This window comes from Paenibacillus septentrionalis, from assembly GCF_042659865.1.
Lineage (GTDB): Bacteria > Bacillota > Bacilli > Paenibacillales > Paenibacillaceae > Pristimantibacillus > Pristimantibacillus septentrionalis.
In genome coordinates this window covers 1-606 of the sequence record NZ_JBHSTE010000032.1, presented here as the reverse complement: position 1 = coordinate 606, position 606 = coordinate 1, and the positions used below count along the sequence as shown (strand labels likewise).

The following is a 606-nucleotide window of genomic DNA, read 5'->3' as shown; positions in this document are numbered from 1 at the left end:
TCTGCACGACGATGCCGGTCGATCGCGCCTCCGCGGCGTCGCCCATCGCCTCCAGCGGCACGAGCTCGCCCGCGGCGATGGTGCGCAACGTCACTGTGTCGCCCACCAGCGCACCGTCAGCGAGATACCCGTCGGCCGTAGCCCCCAGCGCCACATCAACCAGACGCAGGTCTGCATCCGTGATCGTTTCCCCGGGGACGATCGTGCGCGCGGCGACGTAGACGGGAGTGGTGTGCCGCGCCGCCGACGCGACGAACCAGACGCCGGCGACCGACACCACGATGAGCACGATCCCCACGACGAAGCGCACGTCGCCCCACGGACGGCGTCGCGACGGGGTCGCGGAGGAAAAAGCAGTCATGCCTCCATGGTGCGATGGATGTCGCATCGTCCCGGCGCGTTATCCACAGCGGATGGGCGAGCTGCAGGCACCGTGGCGGGCAGGACCATAATGGGGGAATGTCACCCGTCCCTCCTGCGGAGCGCCGATTCGTCGCCCCGTCGCAGGCCGCCGAGATCCTGCAGATCTCTGTCGACGAGGTGATGTCGCTCGTCCAGTCGGGGCAGGTGCGCGGAGCCCGCGTGGGATCGCCGGCCCGGTGGCGC

1 protein-coding gene is annotated in these 606 nt (G+C 70.0%); it reads right to left on the bottom strand.

Translation table 11 applies throughout. The features are described 5' to 3' along the window. Nucleotides 1-361, bottom strand: a 361-nt coding sequence (locus ACFP56_RS21760) for an SAF domain-containing protein (protein WP_379238600.1), incomplete at its 3' end; no start/stop codon positions are given. Between the last annotated feature and the right edge of the window lie 245 nt (nt 362-606).